This window comes from Stappia sp. ES.058, assembly GCF_900105595.1.
In the GTDB taxonomy this organism is placed as follows: Bacteria; Pseudomonadota; Alphaproteobacteria; order Rhizobiales; family Stappiaceae; genus Stappia.
Map to the genome: position 1 here is coordinate 1,550,560 of NZ_LT629784.1, position 16,741 is coordinate 1,567,300.

General features: G+C 64.1%; 16 protein-coding genes. 10 read left to right on the top strand and 6 right to left on the bottom strand.

Features of this window, described 5'->3' with window-relative positions; all coding sequences use genetic code 11:
• Positions 1-112 precede the first annotated feature (112 nt).
• From BLU32_RS07180 to BLU32_RS07200, 5 genes are all read left to right on the top strand, one after another.
• A complete protein-coding gene (locus tag BLU32_RS07180; protein WP_093805683.1) occupies positions 113-1,366 on the top strand; it encodes a sarcosine oxidase subunit beta family protein in 1,254 nt (417 codons plus the stop codon).
• 10 nt (positions 1,367-1,376) lie between these two features.
• Positions 1,377-1,682: a sarcosine oxidase subunit delta gene (locus tag BLU32_RS07185; protein WP_093805685.1), complete on the top strand. Its 306-nt coding sequence runs from the start codon at positions 1,377-1,379 to the stop codon at positions 1,680-1,682.
• Positions 1,679-4,696, top strand: a complete 3,018-nt coding sequence (locus BLU32_RS07190; RefSeq protein ID WP_093805687.1) for a sarcosine oxidase subunit alpha family protein — start codon at positions 1,679-1,681, stop codon at positions 4,694-4,696. The genes BLU32_RS07185 and BLU32_RS07190 overlap by 4 nt, the downstream gene beginning before the upstream one ends.
• Positions 4,689-5,264, top strand: a complete 576-nt coding sequence (locus BLU32_RS07195; protein WP_093805689.1) for a sarcosine oxidase subunit gamma — start codon at positions 4,689-4,691, stop codon at positions 5,262-5,264. Before BLU32_RS07190 ends, BLU32_RS07195 begins: the two co-directional genes overlap by 8 nt.
• Before the next feature lie 335 nt (positions 5,265-5,599).
• Positions 5,600-6,325: a carbonic anhydrase gene (locus BLU32_RS07200; RefSeq protein WP_093810711.1), complete on the top strand. Its 726-nt coding sequence runs from the start codon at positions 5,600-5,602 to the stop codon at positions 6,323-6,325.
• 47 nt (positions 6,326-6,372) lie between these two features.
• On the opposite strand, the gene BLU32_RS07205 is transcribed toward BLU32_RS07200, so the two are convergent.
• Both BLU32_RS07205 and BLU32_RS07210 read right to left on the bottom strand, forming a co-directional pair.
• Positions 6,373-8,415 carry a M3 family metallopeptidase gene (locus BLU32_RS07205; RefSeq protein WP_093805691.1) on the bottom strand — a complete coding sequence of 681 codons (2,043 nt, stop codon included), beginning with the start codon at positions 8,413-8,415 and terminating at the stop codon, positions 6,373-6,375.
• A gap of 82 nt (positions 8,416-8,497) precedes the next feature.
• Positions 8,498-9,430 (bottom strand): AEC family transporter, encoded by a 933-nt coding sequence (locus tag BLU32_RS07210; protein WP_093805693.1) that lies wholly within the window; start codon positions 9,428-9,430, stop codon positions 8,498-8,500.
• A 114-nt stretch (positions 9,431-9,544) separates the two neighbouring features.
• On the opposite strand from BLU32_RS07210, the gene BLU32_RS07215 reads away from it, so the two are divergent.
• Positions 9,545-9,880 carry a hypothetical protein gene (locus BLU32_RS07215; protein ID WP_093805695.1) on the top strand — a complete coding sequence of 112 codons (336 nt, stop codon included), beginning with the start codon at positions 9,545-9,547 and terminating at the stop codon, positions 9,878-9,880.
• A gap of 6 nt (positions 9,881-9,886) precedes the next feature.
• Here the strand turns inward: BLU32_RS07215 and BLU32_RS07220 are convergent, their stop codons facing one another.
• Complete coding sequence (locus BLU32_RS07220) at positions 9,887-10,495, bottom strand: pyridoxamine 5'-phosphate oxidase family protein (protein WP_093805697.1); 609 nt, start codon at positions 10,493-10,495, stop codon at positions 9,887-9,889.
• Between the two features lie 20 nt (positions 10,496-10,515).
• Here BLU32_RS07220 and BLU32_RS21675 point away from each other — a divergent pair, with 20 nt between their 5' ends.
• Positions 10,516-10,944 carry a hypothetical protein gene (locus BLU32_RS21675; protein ID WP_157727555.1) on the top strand — a complete coding sequence of 143 codons (429 nt, stop codon included), beginning with the start codon at positions 10,516-10,518 and terminating at the stop codon, positions 10,942-10,944.
• On the opposite strand, the gene BLU32_RS07225 is transcribed toward BLU32_RS21675, so the two are convergent.
• The 3 genes from BLU32_RS07225 to uvrA all read right to left on the bottom strand — a co-directional run bounded on the left by BLU32_RS07225 (position 10,941) and on the right by uvrA (position 14,823).
• The gene (locus tag BLU32_RS07225; protein WP_093810713.1) at positions 10,941-11,090 is read right to left on the bottom strand and encodes a DUF1127 domain-containing protein; all 150 of its coding nucleotides are present in this window, start codon (positions 11,088-11,090) and stop codon (positions 10,941-10,943) included. The two genes, BLU32_RS21675 and BLU32_RS07225, sit on opposite strands and share 4 nt — an antisense overlap.
• Before the next feature lie 341 nt (positions 11,091-11,431).
• Positions 11,432-11,581, bottom strand: coding sequence for a DUF1127 domain-containing protein (locus BLU32_RS07230; RefSeq protein ID WP_093805699.1), 150 nt, complete (start codon positions 11,579-11,581; stop codon positions 11,432-11,434).
• A 275-nt stretch (positions 11,582-11,856) separates the two neighbouring features.
• Positions 11,857-14,823, bottom strand: a complete 2,967-nt coding sequence (gene uvrA / locus BLU32_RS07240) for an excinuclease ABC subunit UvrA (RefSeq protein ID WP_093805703.1) — start codon at positions 14,821-14,823, stop codon at positions 11,857-11,859.
• Between the two features lie 425 nt (positions 14,824-15,248).
• On the opposite strand from uvrA, the gene BLU32_RS07245 reads away from it, so the two are divergent.
• From BLU32_RS07245 to BLU32_RS07255, 3 genes are read left to right on the top strand one after another with little or no spacing between them, the layout of a single operon-like run.
• Positions 15,249-15,797, top strand: coding sequence for a single-stranded DNA-binding protein (locus tag BLU32_RS07245; RefSeq protein WP_093805705.1), 549 nt, complete (start codon positions 15,249-15,251; stop codon positions 15,795-15,797).
• Positions 15,781-16,344 (top strand): mismatch-specific DNA-glycosylase, encoded by a 564-nt coding sequence (locus tag BLU32_RS07250; protein ID WP_093805707.1) that lies wholly within the window; start codon positions 15,781-15,783, stop codon positions 16,342-16,344. Before BLU32_RS07245 ends, BLU32_RS07250 begins: the two co-directional genes overlap by 17 nt.
• Entirely contained in the window at positions 16,341-16,739 is a 399-nt protein-coding gene (locus BLU32_RS07255; RefSeq protein ID WP_093805709.1) for a DUF2306 domain-containing protein, read from the top strand. The genes BLU32_RS07250 and BLU32_RS07255 overlap by 4 nt, the downstream gene beginning before the upstream one ends.
• Positions 16,740-16,741 lie beyond the last annotated feature (2 nt).

Genomic DNA, 16,741 nt, shown 5'->3' on the forward strand with positions numbered 1-16,741 from the left:
ATTGTGCCGTCCCGATGTCGGTTTTGCACAAGCGCCAACGCTCATGGAGCGGCACAAATCAGGGACGATGTGCGAAGGGGCATGCCTTTCGCACCACCAAACCGAGGTTCGCATGACTCGTTTCTCGTTCTGGGAACTGGCCCGCAAGGCGGTGAACGCCCATCAGGACTGGGGCCACCAGTGGCGCAAGCCCGACCCGAAGCCCGAATATGACGTGATCATCATCGGTGCCGGTGGGCATGGCCTTGCGACCGCCTATTACCTTGCCAAGGAACACGGCATCACCAATGTGGCCGTGCTGGAAAAGGGCTGGCTCGGCGGCGGCAACACCGGGCGCAACACCACCATCGTGCGCTCCAACTACCTGTGGGAGGAGAGCGAGGGTCTCTACGACCACGCGATGGACCTGTGGCAGGACCTGTCGCAGGAACTAAATTACAACATCATGTATTCCGCGCGCGGCGTGATGATGCTGGCCCATACGGTGCACGACGTTCAGGTGTTCAAGCGCCACGTCCATGCCAACCGGCTTGCCGGCGTGCAGAACGAGTGGCTGACGCCGGACGAGGCCAAGGACTATTGTCCGCCGCTCAACATTTCTAAGAACATCCGCTATCCGGTCATGGGCGCGGCCCTCCAGCGCAAGGCGGGCGTCGCCCGTCACGACGCGGTCGCCTGGGGCTATGCGCGCGGTGCGGACAAATACGGTGTCGACATCATCCAGAATTGCGCCGTGACCGGCATCCGCCGCAACGCCGATGGCTCCGTTTCGGGCGTCGAGACGTCGCGCGGCTTCATCGGCGCGAAGAAAGTCGGCGTTGTCGCCGCCGGCCACACCAGCGTGGTGATGGACATGGCCGGCGTGCGCATGCCGCTTGAATCCAACCCGCTGCAGGCGCTGGTCTCCGAGCCGGTCAAGCCGTGCTTTCCCTGCGTGGTCATGTCCAACACGGTGCACGCCTATCTGTCGCAGTCCGACAAGGGCGAACTGGTGATCGGCGCCGGCACCGACCAGTATGTCTCCTACAGTCAGACGGGCGGCCTCCAGATCACCACGCACACGGTGGATGCCATTTGCGAGCTGTTTCCGATGTTCCGCCGCATGCGCATGCTGCGAAACTGGGGCGGCATCGTTGACGTCACCCCGGATCGCTCGCCGGTTATCGGCAAGACGCCGGTTTCGGGGCTTTTCGTCAACTGCGGCTGGGGTACGGGCGGCTTCAAGGCAACACCGGGATCGGGGCATGTCTTTGCGCATACGATCGCGCGCGACGAGCCGCATCCGATCAACGCACCCTTCACGCTGGACCGGTTCCGCACCGGCCGGTTGATCGACGAGGCGGCGGCTGCCGCCGTGGCACACTGAGGCAAGTCAGATGCTGTTGATTTCCTGTCCATGGTGCGGCGTCGAACGCCCAGAGATCGAGTTCCGCTACGGCGGCGAGGCGCATATCGACCGTCCCGGTCAACCCGGCAATCTCACGGACGAGCAATGGGCCGATTTTCTCTACATGCGCAGCAACCCCAAGGGCCTGCTGGCGGAGCGCTGGCGTCACGTGCACGGCTGCGGTCGGTTCTTCAATGCTGTGCGGCATACGGTGAGCGACCGCTTCTTCGCCGTCTACAAGACAGGTGAGCCGTGCCCGGATCTCGACACGCTGCGTAAGGAGGCCGGCCTGTGACGCAAGAAAACCGCACGACCGAAGGCGGCCGCATCGACCGCGGTACGCCCGTTTCCTTCACCTTCGACGGCAAGCGCTACGCGGGCTTTGCCGGCGACACGCTGGCCTCCGCGCTGCTTGCCAACGACGTTCATCTGGTCGGACGCTCGTTCAAGTACCACCGCCCGCGCGGCATCGTCACCGCCGGATCGGAAGAGCCGAACGCGCTTGTCGGTGTGGCGCGCAGCCAGGCGAAACACGCCAGCGGTGAGGCGACGCCAAATCTGCGCGCCACGCAGGTCGAGATCCACGACGGATTGGCGGCGGAAAGCCAGAACCGCTGGCCGTCGCTTTCCTTCGACATCGGCGCGGTCAACGACAAGTTCTCGCCGCTCTTTGTCGCGGGCTTCTATTACAAGACCTTCATGTGGCCGAAGAGCTTCTGGAACAAGGTCTACGAGCCCTTCATTCGCGCCGCCGCCGGTCTCGGCAAGGCGCCGAAAAAGCCCGACACCGACACCTATGCCAACACCTATGCCCATTGCGACGTGCTGGTCGCCGGCGGCGGACCTGCGGGGCTTGCGGCGGCGCTCGGTGCGGCACGCAACGGCGCGCGCGTGATCCTGGCGGATGAACAGGCGGAGTTCGGCGGCAGCCTGTTGCATGAGGCCGGTGCCGAGATTGACGGCATGTCGGCGGCCGATTGGGTCAAGGCCGCCCTTGGCGAACTTTCCGGGAATGAGCGGGTGACGCTTCTGCCGCGCACCACGGTCTTCGGCTATTTCAACCAGAATTTCCTCGCGCTGGCCGAGCGCGTGACCGACCACCTTGCGGAACCGGATCCGTCCCTGCCGCGCGAGCGCATGTGGCAGGTTCGCGCCCGCGAAGTGGTGATCGCCAGTGGCGCCATCGAGCGTCCGCTGGTCTTCCCCGAAAATGATCGCCCCGGCGTGATGATGGCCGAGGCCGGACGGATCTACGCCAATCGCTTCGGCGTTCTTCCCGGCAGGCGAACCGCGGTCGCAACCGCCTGCGACAGCGCCTGGCGCGGGGCTTTCGACATCGCGGAAGCCGGTGGCGCCATCGCGGTGATCGCCGACCTGCGCGCCGATCCGCCGGCGGCGCTTGTCGAGCGCGCCAAGTCCCTTGGCATTCCCGTGGAGGCGGGCTGCGCGGTCACCGGCGTCATCGGAAAAACGCGCGTGAAACGGGTTCTGCTCGGCCGCATGTCGGAGGCGGGCGTTCTGTCGGCAGGCGAGGTCGAGGCCGACTGCCTGCTGATGTCGGGCGGCTGGACGCCGAATGTCAGCCTGCATTCGCAGGCGCGCGGAAAACTCGACTGGAACGCCCAGATCGGCGCCTTCCTGCCGGGCAATCCCGTTCAGGCGCAACGCTCGGCCGGAAGCTGCAAGGGGGTCGACGGCCTCGCCGAGGTGCTGGCCGACGGCGCGCGCGCAGGCGCTGCGGCCGCGAATGCCGCCGGCCACGACGGGAAAGCCCCGACATTCGCCGCAACCGGTGGCGAGGCGGGGTCCGGCTGGTGGCTTGGCGCCGTGCCGCATGACCGCGATGCCGCGCGCGTGCGCGCGTTTGTCGACTTCCAGAACGACGTCACAGCCAAGGATGTGAAGCTTGCCGTGCGCGAGGGCATGCAATCCATCGAGCACATCAAGCGCTACACGACGACCGGCATGGCGACCGATCAGGGGCGCCTCTCCAACATGAACGCGCTGTCGATCGCCTCCACGGCGCTTGGCAACGAAATCCCGCAGGTGGGGCTAACGACGTTCCGTCAACCCTATACGCCGGTCACCCTCGGGACGCTTGCGACCACCTCGCGCGGCGACCTGTTCGACCCCGTGCGCAGGACGCCGATCCACGACTGGGCGGCGGAGCAGGGCGCGGCCTTCGAGGATGTCGCGCTGTGGAAACGTGCCTGGTACTTTCCGAAAGCCGGCGAGGACATGCATGGCGCCGTGGCGCGCGAGTGCCGCACGGTGCGCGAAAGCCTGGGGATCTTCGACGCGACCACCCTCGGCAAGATCGAGATCGTCGGGCCCGATGCGGCGGAATTCCTCAACCGCATCTACACCAACCCCTGGACGAAGCTTGGCGTCGGGCGGTTGCGCTACGGGCTGATGCTCAATGAGGCCGGCTTCATCATGGATGACGGTGTCGTTGGACGGCTGGCGGAGGACCGTTTCCACATCACGACCACCACCGGTGGCGCGCCGCGCGTTCTTGCCCACATGGAAGACTATCTCCAGACCGAGTGGGGCGATTTGAACGTCTGGCTCACCTCAACCACCGAACAATGGGCGGTGATCGCCGTTCAGGGGCCGAAGGCGCGTGAAGCGATTGCCCCGCTTGTCGACGACATCGATCTCGCGACCGACGCCTTCCCGCATATGTCGGTGCGTGAGGGACATGTCATGGGCGGCGTGCCGTGCCGGCTGTTCCGCATGAGTTTTACCGGAGAGGCCGGCTACGAGGTGAACGTCCCGCCATCACGTGCGCGCGCTGTCTGGGAGGCGATCTGGTCCAATGTCGAAAAGCTCGGAGGCTGCGCCTATGGCACGGAGACGATGCACGTACTTCGCGCCGAAAAGGGGTTCATCATCGTTGGCCAGGAAACCGACGGAACGGTGACGCCGGACGATGTCGGCATGACCTGGGCCATCGGCAAGAAGAAGCCGGATTTCGTCGGCAAGCGCTCGCTGGCACGCCCGGACCTCGTCGCCGAAGGTCGCAAGCAGATGGTCGGCCTGCTGACGAAAGACGGCAAGACGCTGCTGGAGGAAGGCGCGCAGGTGACCGTGGAACGGACGCCGGCGCGCGGCACCTCCGCGCTCGGCCATGTCACGTCGTCCTATCATTCGCCGGCCGCCGATCGTCCGATCGCACTTGCCATGATCGCGAACGGACGCGCGCGTCTGGGTGAAACCCTTCACGTTCCGATGCCCGACGGCGGCATCGCCGTCGAGGTCGTCCAGCCCGTATTCGTCGATCCGGAAGGGAGCCGGCTTAATGTCTGACACCGCCCTTTATGCTCCCGCCGCGACAGACGCCGCGTCCTTTGTCTCGCGCCCGGATGTCACGGTGACGCGGGCAGCGCCACTCGCGCGGCTCGCGTTTCGCGGCGATGCAGCGGCGGCCGGAAAGGCTGGCGCGGCTTTCGGGGCGTCACTGCCGGTCTCGCCCCTTGCCGCGAACCACGTCGGCAAGCGCGCCGGGCTCTGGCAGGGTCCGGACGAATGGTTGCTGCTGGCTGCGCCCGAAACCGTGGTTGAGGATGTGCCCTGGGGGCTTGCGAAGAGCCTCTCCGAAGAGATTGCGACGGCTCTTGGCGACCTGCCCCATTCGGTTGTCGATGTGACGGAGCGCAATGTCGCGCTGATCATCAGCGGGCAAGGGGCAGCGCGGCTTCTCAACGCGCAGGTGTTTCTCGATCTCGACGAAAGCGCCTTTCCCGTCGGACAGGTCACGCGCACGCTCTTCACCAAGGCGGAGATCGTGCTTTGGCGCACGGGACCCGAGACATTCGTCCTGGAATGCTGGCGCAGCTTCGCTTCTTACGTCGAAGGTCTGCTGGCGGAAGGCTAGGAAGACGCAACGGACGTCTTGACCGGCGCGAAGATAGCCGCTTCGGCTGTTCCTATATATTGATTTGAAAAGATCATCTTTTCGAAACGGTACATGGAGATACTGAGCAATCAGCGGTCTAGGGTGTGCGCCGGCGCTCTTTCTGCCAACGGATCGCACCTTGGCCAGCTGTGGGATCATCGTTTTTAACTTCTGATCTTGAACGGACCCGAAGGCGGATCACCGATCCGTTTTTGGAAAGCCTGTGCGGTTCGGTTCGACCGGCCGCTCGTCGTATGCCGATTTCCGGAACCTCCGGTAAGGCCAAAGCGACACTGAACAAGGACATTTCAAAAATGTGTGACAATCATTCCTTCGACGTGTCGCGTCGCGGCCTGCTCGGTCTCGGTGCGGCGGCAGCCTCGACCGCCTTTGCCGGCGGCTTTGTGCTTCCCGGTAGGGCCCTGGCGGAGGAGACGCCGGCGGCTCCCAATGATATTGGCCCCGACGAAGCGATGAAACGCTTGAATGACGGCAATGCCCGCTACGTGTCCAATACACCGGCAAATGCCGACTTTTCGGCGGGCCGCGCTGCGCGCGCGGGCGCGCAATACCCTTTCGCGGGCCTGCTTTCGTGTGCGGATTCGCGCGTTTCGCCGGAACTTGTCTTCGACCAGGGACCGGGTGAACTGTTCGTCATGCGCGTCGCAGGCAATTTCGTCGACGTGAGCGGTCTTGCCAGCATCGAGTTCGGCGTTGCCGCGCTTGGGATTCCGCTGCTTGTCGTGCTCGGCCACAGCAATTGCGGCGCCATTTCGGCCACGATCGACGTCATCGAGAACGGCACCGAACTGCCGGGGCACCTGCCGGAACTCGTCAACGCACTGAAGCCCGGGGTTGAGATGGCGCTCGCGGAGAAGCCGGCCAATCCGCTTGATGCGGCGACCCGACAGAACGTGCTCTACAACGTCGAGAAGCTGAAGGCCGCGACACCCATCGTCGCAGATGCTGTGGCCGCTGGTCGGGTGAAGGTTGTCGGCGGTGTCTACGATATTGCCACCGGCAAGGTCGAGTTTCTCTGAATCCGGTATGGCGGCGCGGTGTCCCGCGCCGCCGAATACCTGTCGTTTCAGGCAAAACCGCGCTTTTTCAACAGCGCATCCGCGTCCGGCAAGGATCCGCGGAAGGCGGTGTAGGCGTCCTTCGGGTCCTGCCGACCGCCGGCGGAGTAGATATGACGATGGAGCTTTTCCGCCAGCGTTGGATCGAAAATGTCGCCCGTCTCCTGGAACGCGGTGAAGGCATCGGCGTCCATAACCTCCGACCACATGTAGCTGTAGTAACCCGACGCATAGCCTTCGCCGGAAAACACATGGGCGAAATGCGTGGGCCTGTGCCGCATGGCGATCTGCTTCGGCATTTCCAGCCGCGCAAGCGTTGACGTCTCCAGTGCCGACGCATCCGTGTTTTCCGGCGGTGCGGTATGCGCGTCCAGATCGAAGAGGGCAGACGCCAGATACTCCACCGTCTCGAAACCGGAGTTGAAGGTCTGGGCGGCGAGAACCCGCTCGATCAGGTCCTGCGGCATCGGCGCGCCGGTATCGACATGTATCGCATGCCTCTGAAGGATTTCCGGCTGGTCCAGCCAGTGCTCGTATAGCTGCGACGGCAGTTCCACGAAGTCGCGCGATACAGATGTGCCGGAAACCATCGGATAGGTGACATTCGACAAGAGGCCGTGCAGCGCATGGCCGAACTCGTGGAACAGCGTATGCGCATCGTCGAAGGTCAGAAGTGTCTTTTGGCCCTTCGGCGCCTTGGCGAAATTCATCACGTTCACGATGATCGGTGTGATATCGCCGCCAAGCTTCTGCTGCTTGCGGAAAGCACTCATCCAGGCACCCGAGCGCTTCGAGGCGCGGGCGAAATAGTCACCGAGGAAGAGACCGATTTCCGTGCCGTCCCGGTCGCGCACGGAAAAGGCGCGCACGTCCGGATGATAGAGATCGAGATCCTTCTCCTCCTGGAACGTCAGGCCGAACAGGCGGTTGGCGGTCTCGAATGCGGCCGTGACGATCGAATCGAGTTGCAGATACGGCTTCAGTTCCGCCTCGTCGATGGCATGATCGCGCTGACGCACGCGCTCGCAATAGTGGTGCCAGTCCCAAGGGGCGATCTCGATGTTATCGCCGTCCTGCGCGGCAAGGTCCTGCAGCGTTTTCGCTTCGTTGCGCGCCTTGGCGACCGCCGGCTGCCAAACGCTTTCCAGCAGGTTACGCACGGCATGCGGCGTTTTTGCCATGCTGTCGTCGAGTTTGTAGGCAGCGAAGTCGTCGAAGCCGAGCAGCTGTGCGCGTTCCCGCCGCAGCGTTAGCGTACGGGAAATGATCTCGCGATTGTCGGTGTCGCCACCGCCTTCGCCGCGCCCGCTCCAGGCCGTGAAGGCTGCTTCGCGCAGATCGCGCCGCGTCGAGAACTGCAGGAAGGGCTCGATCAGCGAGCGCGACAAGGTGATGACGTGTTTTCCAGCAAGACCCCGCTCGTCGGCCGCCTCGCTTGCGGCGGCGCGCAGAAACGGCGGCAGGCCGGCAAGGTCCTCTTCACCGTCCAGGACGAGATGATAGGCGGCCTCATCGGCCAGAACATTTTGCGAAAACTGGGTGCCGAGCACGGCGAGCTCCTGGGTGATCTCGCTCATGCGCGTGCGGTCCACCTCGGTCAGTCCGGCCCCGGCGCGCTGGAACATTGTGTAATAGCGGTCCAGCACCCGCGCCTGCTCGGGATCGAGGCCAAGCGCCTCCCTGGTCTGCCAGAGCCGTTCGATGCGGCTGAACAGCGCCTGGTTCAACAGGGTTTCGCTGGAATGGCGGGCGAGCTTCGGCGCGAGGTCGCGCTCAATCGCCTGAAGGTCGGGTGAGGTGTGCGCGCCGGTGAGATTGAAGAAGGTCGAGGCAACGCGCGTCAGCCGTTCGCCGGAGCGTTCCAGCGCCGCGATGGTGTTGTCGAAGGTTGGCTCCGCCGTGTCGTTCGCGATGGCCTCGATCTCAGCGCGCGCCTCCGCCAGCGTTATGTCGAAGGCCGGCGGGTAATGGGCCGGTTCGATGCGGGAAAAGGGCGGCAGGCCATAAGGCCCGGTCCAGGAGACGAGAAGAGGGTTTTCGGGGTCGCGCATGTTTGTCCTTGAACGATTGGAGCACTGGATGGGGGCGTCCGCATAGGGCGTGAGTGGGATATGGGATGGGTCGCGGGATTTGTCAGCCCTTGGCGGCCATGATCGCAAGCGACACGGTGATTACGCCGAGTGCGGTCGATACCAGGATCGCGGTTGAAAGACGCTGAACCAGCACCCCGTAACGCTCGGCGATAACGAAGACATTGCCTGCGATCGGCATGGCCGCGATGATCATCAGCAGTCCGGTCTGCATCGGCTCGAGGCCGAAGGCGCGTGCCAGGACGAAAACGAGCCCCGGATGGACAATGAGCTTGAGCGCGACAAGAAGCGCGATGGCGCGCCTGTCACCGCCAACCTGGCGCGCGGCAAGTGAAACGCCGAGCGAAAACAGCGCTGTCGCCCCGGCGGCATTGCCCAGGAAGACAAAAAAGCGATCGATGGGGGCGGCTAGCGTCAGCCCGGAGAGCGACAGTGCACCGCCCGCACCAATCGCCAGGATGAACGGATTGACCAGCACGCCGCGCGCCACCCCGGCAAGCATCCGCCGTGGTCCTCCGCTCTTGCCGGCGGACCACTCGAGCAGGCCGATGGAAAGCGGAATCAGCAGCACGAGGTCGATGGTGAGCGCCACGGCGAGCGACGGCGCGGCGATGTCGCCGAAGGCCGCCAGCATCAGGGGCAGGGCGAGAAAGCCGATATTGCCCACGGATGCCGCCTGACCGGCGAGCGCCATTTCCGCGAGCGGCGCGGAAAGGGCGATCCGCATCACGGCCATCGCAAGTCCGAAGGCGCACAGCCCGGCCAGCGCCCACACGACGACAGCGGGACCGTCTAGCGCCGCGGCGATGTCCTGACGGCCCAGGGCGCGGATGATCAGGGCCGGCATGGCGAAATAGAAGACAAAGACATTCAGGCTGCGGACCGCCCCGTCCGGCATCCATCCCTTGCGCGCGGCCCAGAAACCGAGCGCAACCACGGCAAAGAACGGGCCGGTGAGGGAGAGCGTCAGCAGCATGTCGGTCGGGTCCGGCGTTCGAGGCCCGCGCGTGCGGGCTGGGGCTCGCGATTCGTAAACTTCGAGGATCGATGGAAAACCAGCGTTAACACACTCGGGCCTAAACTTGGCGTCATGTCGGCACTGATGACGTCAATCGCGGGCCTCAAGGGTGCGCAGGATCGCTTCGAAACCTCCGCGCGCCGGATCGCCGCCGCGGGGGCGGACGCCGGCAATCGCCTGAATGCGGCCGCCCCGGAAAACAACGGCGCGGCCGCTCCTTCAGGCGGTGCCACGGACCCGGTCCGCGGTGCGCGGCCGATCGGCTTCGCACCGGACATGGCAGGCGCCATGGTCGACATGATGCAGGCGGAAAATGCCTTCAGCGCGAATGCCGCCGTCGCGGGCCGTATTTCCGACATGCAAAAAGCCTATCTCGACGTGCTCGGCAGCACCCGAAAGGGGCGTTGAGCGGCCTCACGGCGCAAGCCAGCAGCCTGTCCAGTGCGTCCCGTCGCGCTCAAACCGGGCGCGCGCGTGACCTCTGGCCGCGAGATAGAGCCACTCCATTGTCGTGATCTCCGCCATCAGCACCGCAAAATTCGACCGCCCCTCGTCGATCCGTGCCGTGTCGGGAACGACGGCGCCGGGAGCGGGGATTTCGGTGCCCGGCGCGGTTTCGGTCTGATAGCAGGCGCGGCTCATCGGCCGGGTCTGCGCCCAGGCACGCTCGACCGTTTCACCGTCGTCGAGCAACGTCATGTCGCACGCCAATCTGAGCTGAATTTTGCAATTTGAATCGTAGATTTCACAAAATCCGAGCGGATTTTGTGAAAGTTGATAGGCCTTTCCGGTCCTTTTGTCGGTGTGGAAGCGCAGCCGCAGCGGTGCGTTATCCACGCCCCTGAGAACCATCGTGCGCACATCCGGTGCGCCCTGCGGGGTCACTGTCGCGACCGCTGGCGTATGAAATGCCGAATGCCGGTTGCGTGCCCCGTCGCGGAGCCTGTGCAGGATCTCGTCAAGCGTCAGGTCCAGATCATCATAGAAGGCTGGAAGGGGCGGTTTTTCGACGGTGAACGACATGTCAGCCCTTTGATCTGCGGATGACCTGGATCGAGCGCGAATGCAGCGCTTCTGAACAAGTCATGGGGCAGGTCGAAAGCGACGGCAAGGACCGCAGAGCAATGCCGGAAAAACGAACGCCCACCGGAGGGAGGAGAACCGGTGGGCGTCGTTTTTTACGTCTGACCGGCGTTGGGAGGAAAACCGCCGGTCGGATCAGGTTCAAGGCGCTGGGAGGAGGTGCGCCCGAACCCAATAAGCCTGATATGGGCCACTCGTGCGAAGATTTCCAGCGCAGTTCCTGCATAGCTGACCCGCGACAAACGGGTAACGTTGCGCATCTTCTTATGTTGCGCCGCAATATTCATCAAGTGACTAAAAAATATACAAAAAAGCGCCGCCCGGATGGCCGGACGGCGCTTTTTTTGACGTATTCATCAAGCGCCGCTAAGCGGGCCGCGCCAGATTAACGCATGTTGCTGCGGGCGATGAAATCGATGTCGCCACGACCGATGCCGAGGTCGTTCAGTTCACGGTTCGAGAGCCGCGACAGTTCGTCATGCGTGCGGCGGTACTTCTGCCAAGAATGATACTTGCGTACGAGATTATCGAGCATGGGAAACTCCGTCGTCGAGATTTGGATCGTGGCGCGACGGGCGACGTATGTTGCGCCGCAGCACGCCTTGCTGAGTCTGATATGGGGTGGGTCCGCCTGTTCGGAATGCGCTTGTTCGGCATGCCGGGCATGCAATGTGTGCAAGGCGACATGCGGGCGTCCACAGGGTGCGGCCGCTCGCGGGAAAAAACGCTTCAGGGACCCGAAAGAAATGCGATCGCCCGCCGGAGGGAGGAGGACCGGCGGGCGACGCAAGGGTCGGACGGGATTGGGAGGAGGAGGTCCCGCCCGAACACGACAAAGAGACAGGGGAGGAGGTCTATCTCTTTGATCGTGAGGGATTACCGGCTGGCGCGACGAGCGACCTGGGAGATGTCGGCGCGGGCGATTCCGAGATCGTCGAGTTCGCGCGTGGTGAGACGCGACAGCTCGGAAACGGTGTTCTGATAGGTCCGCCAGTTGCGGTACGTGCGTGCAAGTGAATCAAACATGTTGGCCTCGATGGGGTGGTGAGCAGGCGCCCGGCTGTGCCGTTGGCGCCGCCCGAATTCGATGACCCTGAAGTAGTTTTTTCACTCGATGAAAAAAAGTGCATTGTTTGCATGGCAGGCGTGCATATTGTGCATCGCAATATCCGCAAGCGACGCCGACCGGCGCAATCCGCATTCCGGCCTGAAGCCCGGCCTGACCGGAAATGCCGAAGCCCCGCCACTACCGGTGGTCCGGTCCGCCGTATGCATGTTGGGCCCGGCGGTTCCGGTCTGCACTATTCCGCCGCACTCAGGCGGTGCGCGGGGCGACGCTCCAGGACGTCGCGCAGGAATTGCCCGGTGTAGCTTTGCGGGGTCTCGACAATGGCTTCCGGCGGGCCTTCGGCAACGATCATGCCGCCGCCGTCACCACCCTCCGGGCCGAGATCGACGATCCAGTCGGCCGTCTTGATGACCTCGAGATTGTGCTCGATCACCAGGACGGTGTTTCCCTGGTCCGCCAGTTCGTGCAGCACCTCCAGCAGTTTGGCGACATCGTGGAAATGCAGTCCGGTTGTCGGCTCGTCGAGAATGTAGAGCGTGCGCCCGGTTGCGCGTTTGGCGAGCTCCTTCGCGAGCTTCACGCGCTGCGCTTCGCCGCCCGACAGGGTCGTCGCCTGCTGCCCGACCTTGATATAGCCAAGGCCGACGCGGGCGAGCGTCTCGAGTTTGTCGCGCACCGACGGCACGGCGGAGAAGAAGCGCGCGCCTTCCTCCACCGTCATGTCAAGGACGTCGGCGATGGATCTGCCCTTGAACTCGACCTCCAGCGTTTCGCGATTGTAACGCTTGCCCTTGCAAACGTCGCAGGTGACATAGACGTCCGGCAGGAAGTGCATCTCGATCTTGATGACGCCGTCGCCCTGGCAAGCCTCGCAGCGCCCGCCCTTGACGTTGAACGAGAAGCGCCCCGGCGCGTAGCCGCGCGTCTTCGCTTCCGGCAGACCGGCGAACCATTCGCGGATCGGCGTGAAGGCGCCGGTGTAGGTGGCCGGATTGGAGCGCGGCGTGCGTCCGATCGGCGACTGGTCGATGTCGATCACCTTGTCGAGAAACTCCAGCCCCTCGATGTGGTCGTGCGGTGCCGGATTGTCGCGTGCACCGTTCAGCCGGCGTGCGGCCGCCTTGTAGAGCGTGTCGATCAGGAAGGTCGACTTGCCGCCGCCCGAAACGCCGGTGATGCACGTGAAGGTGCCAAGCGGGATGTCGGCCGTCACGTCCTTGAGATTGTTGCCGCGCGCGCCGGAAACGCGGATGCGGCGGGTTTTGGAGATCGGGCGTCGCTCCGACGGCATCGGAATGTCCATCTTGCCGGACAGATATTGCCCGGTGAGCGAGGCGTCGGAGGCGAGAATGTCGGCGGGTGTGCCTTGCGCAATGATCTCGCCGCCGTGAATGCCGGCGCCCGGGCCGATGTCGACCACATGATCGGCGGTCAGGATCGCGTCCTCGTCGTGCTCGACGACGATCACCGTATTTCCGAGATCGCGCAGATGCTTGAGCGTGTCGAGCAGACGCGCGTTGTCACGCTGATGCAGGCCGATGGACGGCTCATCGAGCACATAGAGCACGCCTGTCAGACCCGACCCTATCTGCGAGGCGAGGCGGATGCGCTGGCTCTCGCCACCCGACAGCGTGCCGGAATTGCGCGACAGCGACAGATAGTCCAGCCCGACATCATTGAGGAACTTCAGACGTTCCCGGATTTCCTTGAGGATACGCACGGCAATCGTCGCCTGCTTGTCAGTGAGCTTTTCGGGCAGCGCCTCGAACCAGTCACCCGCCTCGCGGATCGAAAGCTTCGCGATGTCGCCGATGTGCCGCTCGCCGATGCGCACCGCAAGCGCTTCCGGCTTCAGCCGGTTGCCGTTACACGCCGGACAGGGGCGGTCGGACTGGTAGCGCGACAGTTCCTCGCGGACCCATTCGGAATCGGTCTCGCGCCAGCGCCGCTCGATGTTGCCGACGACGCCCTCGAAGGTCTTGGCCGTACGGTAGCTGCGCACACCATCGTCATAGACGAATTCGATCTTCTCCCGGCCCGAGCCGAAGAGGATCGTGTTCCGGACCTCATCTGGCAACTCCGCCCAAGGCGTTGTCATGGAGGCCTTGAAATGGCGGGAAATCGCCTCCAGCGTTTGCGCGTAATACGGCGAGGTCGAGCCGGTTTTTGCCCAGGGCAGCACCGCGCCCTGGCGCAGGCTGAGCGTCTGGTCCGGCACGACCAGTTCCGGTTCGAACGCCAGCGTCGAGCCAAGGCCGTCGCAGGTCGGGCAGGCGCCAAACGGATTGTTGAAGGAAAACAGCCGCGGCTCGATCTCCGAGATCGTGAATCCGGAGACGGGACAGGCGAATTTCTGCGAAAACACGACACGCTCGTGCGTCTCGTTGCGGTTTTGCAGCACGGCGTCGCCCGCCGGCTCCGGCAGCGGCTTGTCGGCGAGTTCGGCGATGGCGATGCCGTCGGCCAGCCCAAGCGCAGTCTCCAGTGAATCCGCCAGCCGGCCGCCGATGTCATCACGAACCACGATCCGGTCGACGACGACGTCAATGTCGTGCTTCAGCTTCTTGTCGAGCGGCGGAGCATCGGGGATTTCATGGAATTCGCCGTCGATCTTGACGCGCTGAAACCCCTTTTTCATCAGTTCGGCAAGCTCTTTGCGGTATTCGCCCTTGCGTCCGCGCACGATGGGCGCCAGCAGGTAGAGCCGCGTGCCGTCCTCAAGCGCAAGCACCCGGTCGACCATCTGCGACACCGTCTGGCTCTCGATCGGGAGGCCTGTTGCCGGTGAATACGGCACGCCGATACGCGCGAACAGCAGGCGCAGGTAATCGTAGATTTCCGTTACAGTGCCGACCGTGGAGCGCGGATTCTTCGACGTGGTCTTCTGCTCGATGGAAATCGCCGGAGAGAGGCCGTCGATCTGGTCGACGTCCGGCTTCTGCATCATCTCCAGAAACTGGCGGGCGTAGGCCGAAAGGCTCTCGACGTACCGGCGCTGCCCCTCCGCGTAGATCGTGTCGAAGGCAAGCGACGACTTGCCCGAGCCGGACAGGCCGGTCATGACAATCAGCTTGTCGCGGGGCAGCTCCACATCAACGTTTTTCAGATTGTGCTCGCGCGCGCCCCTGACGGTGATCAGGCGCCGGTCGACCGGCGGCGGCGTGAGGGAGGTCGGGGCGGACGAACGCTTCTTGGCCATGGATAGGTCCCTGGTGGCAATACCGATTGCGGATGTGTCGCGGCGGGCGCGAGCAGTCTTGCGACGGCAGATCCCGTCCCCGGTCGTGGGGCGCGTGGAACGCCGATCTTACTGGAATGAACTTACGCGGGCGGGAGCGAACCCGATTGCGTGAACATAAAAGGAACATGCCCCGACGCGCAAGCCCGGCGCCGGCCGACGTCGCGCCATGTCGCACCGCACTCATTTGGGGCTTTTAACCGGACTTGCCAGAGAATCCATATTTTCACGCTTGTTTCGGTCCGTCGAATGTGGAACGAATACGGAACATTGGCCGGAAATGGCCTTGCGATTGTGGAAAAGACGCAGATTGGCCCGGCATGGCCGAGCGCATGCGCCTATGGTCGTGGCCAACAATCAGACAGCAATGAGTTGAGGAGACGAGGATGTCGGGAAGCGTCAACAAGGTAATCCTGGTCGGCAATCTGGGCGCCGATCCGGAAGTCCGGCGGATGCAGGACGGACGCCCTGTCGTCAACCTGCGCCTGGCGACCTCCGAGACCTGGCGCGACAAGAACTCCGGCGAGCGCCGCGAGCGCACGGAATGGCACCGCGTCGTGATTTTCAGCGAGGGGCTCGCCAAGGTCGCGGAAAACTATCTGCGCAAAGGCTCGAAGATCTATGTCGAAGGCCAGTTGCAAACCCGCAAGTGGCAGGACCAGTCCGGTCAGGACCGCTATAGCACCGAGGTTGTGCTCCAGGGCTTCAACGCCACGTTGACCATGCTCGACGGGCGCGGTGAAGGCGGTGGCGGTGGCGGCCGCTCCGGCGGCGGCGGTTACGTCGAACAGGGCGGCGGCGGCGGCTACGACCAGGGTGGCGGCTACGATCAGGGCGGACCGTCCGGTGGCGGGTCGTCCTCCGGCGGTGGCGGGCAGCGCGGCGGCTTCGGCGGCGGCGGTGCAGGCGACATGGACGATGAAATTCCGTTCTGACGGCGGGGGCGCGCAATTGCGATCATGCGCGCCGTCCGGTCATCCCACGGTGTTGCCCGATATATTGCCGCCGGGACTGGACATTGTGTTCTGCGGAACCGGCGCGGGACGGCGATCCGCCGAGATCGGGGCCTACTACGCCGGGCCGGGCAACCGGTTCTGGTGGGCGTTGGCCGAGACAGGCCTGACGCCGGGCCAACTGTCACCGATCGCGTTCCGTGATTTGCCTGCCTTCGGCATCGGCCTGACCGACATCGCGAAGCAGCATGTCGGGCCGGATGCGGAACTGATTTCGGGAGCCGCGGATGCCAAGGCTCTGACGGTCAAGATCGCGGACGCGGCGCCCCGGTTTCTGGCCTTCACGAGCAAGCGGGCCGCAAGCCTCTGGCTTAATTGCCCAACGGTGCGAATCTTCTACGGCGTGCAGGGCGAAACGGTCGGGTCCACCCGGATCCATGTTCTGCCGTCGCCTTCGGGGGCGGCTCGCGGCCACTGGTCGCTTGATCCATGGGCGACGCTCGCGCGGGAAAAGTGGAGATCGTCATGACGCTCGCGCCTTTGCTGAGCGCCTCGCCCGTCATCCAGCTGCATGCCGTTGCAGCCCTGATTGCAATGGCTTTGACGCCCCTTCAGCTTGCGCGCGGGAAGGGCACGGCAGCCCACAGGATCCTTGGCTATGGCTGGGTGACAGCGATGGGAACCGTCGCGGTTTCGTCGTTCTGGATCCACACGATGCCCATGCTCGGACCCTTCAGCGTTATTCACCTGTTGTCTGTCTGGGTGATCGCGATGCTGCCCGTTGCCGTCCTGTCCGCCCGCAAGGGGCAGATCCGGCGGCATCGAAACGCCATGATCTCTTTCGTCATCGGCGCGCTCGGGATTGCCGGAGCCTTCACGCTCCTTCCGGGTCGCATCATGCATCAGGTGCTGTTCGGTCTGTGATC

What these genes read in the sequence shown, in the direction of transcription:
- BLU32_RS07180 (WP_093805683.1), top strand. Translation starts at nt 113, where the DNA reads ATGACTCGTTTCTCGTTCTGGGAACTGGCCCGCAAGGCGGTGAACGCC.
- BLU32_RS07185 (WP_093805685.1), top strand. Translation starts at nt 1,377, where the DNA reads ATGCTGTTGATTTCCTGTCCATGGTGCGGCGTCGAACGCCCAGAGATC.
- BLU32_RS07195 (WP_093805689.1), top strand. Translation starts at nt 4,689, where the DNA reads ATGTCTGACACCGCCCTTTATGCTCCCGCCGCGACAGACGCCGCGTCC.
- BLU32_RS07200 (WP_093810711.1), top strand. Translation starts at nt 5,600, where the DNA reads ATGTGTGACAATCATTCCTTCGACGTGTCGCGTCGCGGCCTGCTCGGT.
- BLU32_RS07205 (WP_093805691.1), bottom strand. Translation starts at nt 8,415, where the DNA reads ATGCGCGACCCCGAAAACCCTCTTCTCGTCTCCTGGACCGGGCCTTAT.
- BLU32_RS07210 (WP_093805693.1), bottom strand. Translation starts at nt 9,430, where the DNA reads ATGCTGCTGACGCTCTCCCTCACCGGCCCGTTCTTTGCCGTGGTTGCG.
- BLU32_RS07215 (WP_093805695.1), top strand. Translation starts at nt 9,545, where the DNA reads ATGTCGGCACTGATGACGTCAATCGCGGGCCTCAAGGGTGCGCAGGAT.
- BLU32_RS07220 (WP_093805697.1), bottom strand. Translation starts at nt 10,495, where the DNA reads ATGTCGTTCACCGTCGAAAAACCGCCCCTTCCAGCCTTCTATGATGAT.
- BLU32_RS21675 (WP_157727555.1), top strand. Translation starts at nt 10,516, where the DNA reads ATGACCTGGATCGAGCGCGAATGCAGCGCTTCTGAACAAGTCATGGGG.
- BLU32_RS07225 (WP_093810713.1), bottom strand. Translation starts at nt 11,090, where the DNA reads ATGCTCGATAATCTCGTACGCAAGTATCATTCTTGGCAGAAGTACCGC.
- BLU32_RS07230 (WP_093805699.1), bottom strand. Translation starts at nt 11,581, where the DNA reads ATGTTTGATTCACTTGCACGCACGTACCGCAACTGGCGGACCTATCAG.
- uvrA (WP_093805703.1), bottom strand. Translation starts at nt 14,823, where the DNA reads ATGGCCAAGAAGCGTTCGTCCGCCCCGACCTCCCTCACGCCGCCGCCG.
- BLU32_RS07245 (WP_093805705.1), top strand. Translation starts at nt 15,249, where the DNA reads ATGTCGGGAAGCGTCAACAAGGTAATCCTGGTCGGCAATCTGGGCGCC.
- BLU32_RS07250 (WP_093805707.1), top strand. Translation starts at nt 15,781, where the DNA reads ATGAAATTCCGTTCTGACGGCGGGGGCGCGCAATTGCGATCATGCGCG.
- BLU32_RS07255 (WP_093805709.1), top strand. Translation starts at nt 16,341, where the DNA reads ATGACGCTCGCGCCTTTGCTGAGCGCCTCGCCCGTCATCCAGCTGCAT.